Below are 6,549 nucleotides of genomic sequence, written 5' to 3' on the forward strand. Positions count from 1 at the left end.
CCTGTCAGCACGTGAGTTACGGGAGCCCGGCGTGGTTGAACGCATTCTCGGCGCGTTGGCCGATACCGGTCTGGAGGCCAGCGATCTGGAGATCGAAATCACCGAAAGCGCGGCCATGAGTTCCATTGAACAGACCATAGGCACCTTGACCGAACTCAACGATCATGGGGTGCGCATCTCCATTGATGACTTCGGCACCGCCTACTCATCACTGAACTACCTCAAGCGCCTGCCGGTATACGCCATCAAGATCGATCGATCCTTCGTCTCCGACATGGAAGAAGACCCCGCCAATCATCCCGAGGACGCCGCCATCATCCGCGCCATCATCGGACTGGGCGAGACCCTCGGCATGAAGGTCATCGCCGAGGGCATCGAAAACACCGTGCAACGGGACTTCCTGCTGGATCATGGCTGCGTGCAGGGACAAGGCTACCTGTTCAGCCGACCCATACCGGCCGAGGAGGTGGAGCGGTTGTTGCTGCAGTCGAAAGCCCTGGATCCTGACGATTCCTGACCGCATCCTGGTCACCCCACAGCTGTGGGGGCACGCTGCCATTGTGCTGGAAGTACATTCTTGCGCCATCGGGTAGCGTGCGCGTCGCCACTGCCTCGACTTCACCAACCTCGAAAAGGTCAGCGGCTCCTACGTGACCGACGAACTGCGTGATCGCGAGGATGACGTCATCTGGCGTGTCCGCTGGGGGGAGGACTGGTCTGCGCCGGGCCCGGCAAGATCATGGAACCACGACGGTTCTGGCGGTTGATGAGCAAGCCATGATCCGGCGTGATGCCGCGAATCACTTCCTGCCAGGCCACCCGGCAGTTTTCCCGGTCGCCCTGATCCCGCTGGTGAATGACCATGGAGCCACAGGCCCGCTCCACCACCTGCTGGGCCAGGCGCACCCGCGTGGCCTTCGGGCCATGTACTCTGCCAGCTGCGGCTGAAGGGAACCCATGAAGACATAGGTTCGAAGCTTGATTAATTCAGGGTATCGGGGTTGCAGGGCCTCAAGAGCCGCATGCAGGCGGACAGAGCCCAATCATCGCGGAATGTGGATATGACAATCACGGGAGTCGGCGTCTGATCGGATCGCACCCAAAGGCACGACGACCAGTTGCCCATCGAACCACTGCTGGCGCAGGCCGCGCTGTTGCTCCAGCAGGATGGCCAGATAGTCGGTGAGGGGGTGTCCTGCGGGCAGACGGGCCATGTAGTCATGCAGGGCCGACTGGTAATGCTGCTGCTCTGCCGGAAGATGCTCGGGCGTGGCGCGCTCGGCCAGCCAGGTGATGGAGGGCAGCAGCAGATCGGTTGCGCCACTGCTCAGTGCGTTGCGAATCCCGGCCGCATCGAAGTCGCCAAAGTAGACATGCGGTTTGAGTGTGCCCGCCCAGGCCTGGGCCAGCCTGCCAAAACCACCGCCATAATGGCTGTCGCCACGATAGAGCAGCAGCGGGCGGGGCCAGGAGGTCAACGCCGGAAGATCGGGCGCCAGGCCGTAAAAGCTGTCCAGGTTTTCCACCTGAACCAGCACGTCGAAGGCAGACAGTTGGATCTGCCGCCAGTCCAGATCATGGACATGGCGGGGCGTCGCGGCGATGCCGGGCCGCGCTGAACCGGCGGGCAGACTGGCCAGCACGCGATGGTCCCGCGGATTCTCCCGCACCCCCTTCTCCTCGCGGTTGCCGTGGCGGGCCTGTTCGGCGGTGGTGAGGCCACTGAGGTTGGCGTCGATGGACGGCAGCCCCGAGGCCACCAGGGTGGCCTCGATCTGCGCCAGCAGTTCGCGGTCGAAGCGCAAGGTACGGGTGGAACAGCGCATGCCCAGCACCATGTCGTGCTCATGGCACCAGGCCTCGATCTCCGCCATGACCTTGCCACCGCGGGATTTGGCCACACCGGGCTCGTGCAACAGCTTCTTGCGCACCTCACGCAGCAGCCTGTAGGCACCCGGTGACAGGCTCATGCCGGCGGCGCCAATTGCAACTGGACGTCGTGGATCAGGTAAAGATGATTAAAGGGGCTGGCCTGGGTTTCCACCTGACGCAGCCGGAAGGCGCGCTGCTCGCTTCGGGGCAGGCCCTGATACTCGGAGATCACCTGGAAGAGCCAGATCTCCGCATCCCATTCCAGATCGCTGCCCTGCAGATATTCCAGGGCACTGAGCCCCTCGCCGTCGTGATCCACCACCGTCAGATAGAACCCCTCCACATCTTCCTTGAGAGCCTGCTGGCGCGCGGCCACCCGGGTGTCCTCGGGCAACTGGGCAGCGCCGGCGGCAGTGACCGCCTCGGGGCGTGACGCAGGCCGGGGCAGACGGTGGAGCAGTTCGGCCACCAGACGGGCATCGGCATCGTGGTCCAGGGCCACGGCCCCCGCGGGCATGATGGGGGCCGCCCGGTTGATCAGTTCCGGCACCTCGCTGCGCAGGGCGTAGTTGCCGGGTACGAAGTTGGGGTGCTCGCGCAGGAAGCCGACCATGCCGGCCACCAGGCGGCTGCGCGACTGCTGCTGACGGAAGCGCGCCATCAGCTCGATGAGCCGCCGCTGCACCTCGCGCAGACTGGTGAAGTGGTGGGTGAGTTGCTGCTGCAGGCCACTGACCAGCAGCTTGCGCAGGGCACCATCGCTGCCCACCAGCTCGATGAGTTCATCGAAGTCGATCAGCGCCAGGCCATCAAGCAGACGCACGATCTGCTTCTGGGCGCGCTCGTTCTCGCGGATCTTGTCGCCCAGGCGACTGACGAAACCGAAGTCGCTATTGAGCCGCCGCCACAGGCTGTCGATGGCGTCGGCAAAGCGCCCATTGAGATCATCCACCTCCTGGCGCAGACGCAGAAGCTGCTGCTCCTGGCGCCAGTACTCACCGGCATCCCGGGCCTCGCGGTAGCTCTGCACCAGCGTGCGCACCAGTTCGAGGGTCTCGGCCACGTCGGCATTGACGTGGCGACGGGTCTCGTCGGCCAGCATCTCGGCAATCAGTTCACGCACCTTGGGGGCCAGCTTGACGCCGCCCTGCTCATCCGGCCGCCACAGGATGCGCGCCGCCAACAGGCGGTTCAGCGCAGTGGTGCTCAGCCCCTCCAGAGGCACCTCGTCGCAGGTGTAGCCGGCCATGAGTGTCTCGGCGTGCTTGCCCAGCAGCGCCAGGCGCTCCACACCGGCGCTGACCAGCCGGCTCTCCAGGGCATGGGGGTCGCTGGTGCTCATAGCAGGGTCTGCTGAGTGGCCGTCTGATCGTCGATGGGCAGATTCTCCTCGTCGCGGATGAATCGCACCAGGTCGATCAGGTAGTCGATCTTGCCGGTCACCACGTAGTACTGACGCTCGGCGTGGGGCTGCTGCAGGTAACCATGCTCCTTGAGGCGCTTGAAGACCTGTTTGAGCTGGGCGTCCAGCTGGTCGCTCTGGGAGCCGAAGAAGGGATCGGAGGCCAACCGCTCCAGGCGCTCACGCAGACCCTGATGGTCTTCGCAACGGGAGCTGAAGTCGGCGGGCTTGAGCACGTCACCGGGGGCCGCCAGGCCATCGCGGCCCAGCGCCTCCTGCACCAGCTGCAACCACTCCAGCATGGGCATCAGGCTGCCCACGGTGTCACCGAGTTGGCGGGAGAGCTGCTCCCGGGCCGACTCGTCGAGCCGCAGCCAGGCCAGGAAATAGACGCTGGCATCGGTGTTGGTGGCCAGCCGACGGTTGAGCGGACGCAGATAGGCGTCGATCCGTTCACGGATCGCCTCATCCTGCAGATGACGGAATGCGGTCTCGTCACTCACCGCGCAGATGAAGTCGCCGGCCAGCAGGCGCTCCAGCAGGGGGCCGTGCTCGATCATGGGGTCACCGCCTCGGCGCGGGCCTGCAGGCGCTGGGCCAGACGGCTCAGGCGCGGTTCGATGCGCTTGAGCCGGCGTTTGGCCGGGTCAGCCTCGTCACGGTCGATCAGGTAGCGGTTGAGGAACAACAGCAGCACGTCCGACTCCGGGTTGGGGAAGGCGCCGACGATATGGATGCGGTTATTGTCGCAGGCATCAAAGACCTTCTCCACGTTGTGATAGGCCAGGGTGCCGATCTCATCGATGGGCCAGTGGATGGTCACCTGGGCGTCACCGCGCAACAAACGGGTGAAGGCCAGCAGGAATTTGCAAAGGATCAGATAGGCCATGCCGTGACTGGAGGACTCCAGCAGCTGGCGGTCGCTCTTGATCACGAGATCCGTACCGCCCTCGTTCAGATGCAGTTCCAGCCGCAGCAGGCTCTCGAAGCTGTACTGCTGGTCACTGCGCAACAGCTCCACCACGTCGGCCAGGGCGTCCAGGTAGTCATCCCCAGGCAGCGGCCGGCCGGAGTCGCGCCAGTCGCGGTAGTGCTGGGTGAAGCGCTTGAGCGGCTCCCAGAAGCCCAGCTCATCAATGGTGGACTGGATCTTCACCTCGGCGCGGCCAATACCCTCCAGCTTGAGATCATCGGCCACCTCATCGGAGAGACGCCGGCTCTGGGCGTTGATGCGTCGGTTGAGGTCGCGGAACACGGTGAAGAACTTGTCCAGGTCGTCGCCCAGGTTGCGTCCTTCCTGCTGGAGTTGCTCCTGCCGACCCTCCAGCAACTGGAGCATGCCGGCCAGCACCCCCAGCAGGCGGCGGGGGCTGGTGTCTTCAAGCCGGGTTCGCTCTGCCTCCAGGGTCTCCTGGAAATCGGTGCTGGCGCCCTTGATCAGGTCGGACTCCATCTTCTCGCAGCCCCGGCGCAGCTCATCCTGGGTGCGGGCATGGTCGGTCAGCGCCTGGCGGACACGTTCGATGCGCTCGCTGGCATCCCCCGGGGCCTCGCCCTGGGAGGCCGGTGCCTGTCCCAGGTGCAATGCATCCAGCCGGGTGAGCAGCGGCGCGAGGGTGTCGATCAATTGCTGTTCAGCGCTACGCTGCTTCTCCAGATCGGCGACCGCCTCCCGGTACTCCCGGCGCGCGGTGTCGAACTGCTGCTTGAGGTGCTCGCGCTCGCGCACGGCGCCCTGATGCTCACGGCTCAGCTCGGCCTCACGCGCCACCAGATGCGGCTTGCGCTCGCCCCACTCCACCCGCATGAAGCGCGTGTAGGCCTCGAGCTCCTCGCGACGCCCCTCGGTGTGGTGAATACGCTGTTCCAGTGCCTTGAGGCGTGAGCGGGTCTCGTTGAGGCTGGCGGTATCCACACCCTGCTCGGCCAGTTCACGCTCGAAGGCCGCCTCGAGCTCCTTGCGCTGACGGCGATTCTCCTCTTTGAACTCGGCCAACTGGCCACGGTACTGGGCGATCTGCTCATCAAAGCCGGCAAGCCGCCCCTTGAATTCGTCGCTCAAGGCCTGGCGCTGGGTACGGTGAGCATCGGCCAGCGCCTGCAGGGCCTGTTCCCGCTCCTGGTTCAACGCCTGCTGCGAGGCCTCCTGTTCATCAAGGGCCTGGCGGCAGGCGGCCTGGCGTGCCTTGCGGGCTGCCTCGTGGCGCTCCCGGCACTGGCTGCGCGCCTGCTGGGCGTAGTTCGTCTCCTCGCAGGCGCGGCGATGGGCAGCGCGGGCACGATCCAGCCGGGCGGAGGCGTCCTGCACTTTTTCGTGACGGGACTTGAGCCCCTTTTCGGCAACCTCCTCGGCCTTGCGGACCTGATCCAGCGCCTGCTGGGCGGCATCGATCTCGGCCAGCAGGGTGGCCTCGTCCCGGGCATGGTCCGGCAGGGCAACGGCAGCGAGATCCACCACCAACCCGTAAAGATCGTCGCTGCCATCGTCGTTGAACTGCGGGGCCAGGTCGCGACGCTCAAGCAGGTCCGGAGCGATCACCTTGCCCAGGCTCTGCTCCCAGCCGGGACGATGATGGCGCAGGAAGTGGCGCAGGCTGCCCTGGGCGGGGTCACGCTGGATCAGCAACCCGTCAAGCCGCAGCTGGGACCGGGAACGCTGCTGACGGGCAAGCTCCAGATCCCCCTCGGCGCCCTCGCGTTCGCGCTTGCGATCATCAAGCTCGATGCGCACCGCCTCCACCGCGCCAGCGGCGGCATTCTGTTCATCCTGAGCCTGATCCACCCGGGCCTGGGCCTGCTCGGACTCGCGGGCCTCCTCCGTCGTCTGGCCGTCATGGGCCAGCCGGGCCTTGAGCTCGGCAAGCCTCGTGGCGCCTTCATCCAGGCGGCTGCGGTAATCATCGTCCAGCGCCCTTCGGCGACCCTGATGGTCGGCTTCCAGGCAGTGTGCCTGTTCATCCCGGGCTTGGCGGCAGGCTTCCTTCTCCTTGTCGAGGGCATCGATACGGGCCTGGGTCTCCTCGCTGCGCCGTTCGAGCAGATCGCCAAGCTCCACCAGCCGCGCATCCAGGTTCGCCTTGCTCTCCTGGGCCGCCTGCTGCATCAGTTCCAGGTGCTCGCGCAGCTGCTGAAGCTCCTCGCGCCAATCGGGCAGGCTTTGGAGGTCACGCTCAAGCCCGGGCATATCGGCCTCCTTGAAGGCCTCGAACCGGCGCTGCAGGTCATCGAGCTCAAGGCGAGTCCGCTTCAACTCACTGTCCAGTTCGCTGATCCGG

Annotated in this window: 5 protein-coding genes and 1 pseudogene; 1 reads left to right on the plus strand and 5 read right to left on the minus strand. The window is 65.5% G+C overall.

What is annotated here, in order from left to right; all coding sequences use genetic code 11:
- The coding region (locus tag LQ952_RS15110; protein WP_238623453.1) for an EAL domain-containing protein at nt 1-517 on the plus strand (517 nt) is incomplete at its 5' end.
- Between the two features lie 212 nt (nt 518-729).
- Here the strand turns inward: LQ952_RS15110 and LQ952_RS15120 are convergent.
- From LQ952_RS15120 to LQ952_RS15140, 5 genes and pseudogenes are all read right to left on the minus strand, one after another.
- Nucleotides 730-959 (minus strand): annotated as a pseudogene (locus LQ952_RS15120) (hypothetical protein); the annotation flags it as partial.
- A gap of 84 nt (nt 960-1,043) precedes the next feature.
- Entirely contained in the window at nt 1,044-1,970 is a 927-nt protein-coding gene (locus LQ952_RS15125; protein ID WP_238623454.1) for a DUF7281 domain-containing protein, read from the minus strand.
- The gene (locus tag LQ952_RS15130; RefSeq protein WP_238623455.1) at nt 1,967-3,214 is read right to left on the minus strand and encodes a hypothetical protein; all 1,248 of its coding nucleotides are present in this window, start codon (nt 3,212-3,214) and stop codon (nt 1,967-1,969) included. Before LQ952_RS15130 ends, LQ952_RS15125 begins: the two co-directional genes overlap by 4 nt.
- Nucleotides 3,211-3,834, minus strand: coding sequence for a condensin complex protein MksE (locus LQ952_RS15135; protein ID WP_238623456.1), 624 nt, complete (start codon nt 3,832-3,834; stop codon nt 3,211-3,213). Before LQ952_RS15135 ends, LQ952_RS15130 begins: the two co-directional genes overlap by 4 nt.
- Nucleotides 3,831-6,549, minus strand: a 2,719-nt coding sequence (locus LQ952_RS15140) for an ATP-binding protein (RefSeq protein ID WP_238623457.1), incomplete at its 5' end; no start/stop codon positions are given. The genes LQ952_RS15135 and LQ952_RS15140, both read right to left, overlap by 4 nt.

Source organism: Ectothiorhodospira lacustris (genome assembly GCF_022227785.1).
GTDB classification, from domain to species: Bacteria; Pseudomonadota; Gammaproteobacteria; order Ectothiorhodospirales; family Ectothiorhodospiraceae; genus Ectothiorhodospira; species Ectothiorhodospira lacustris.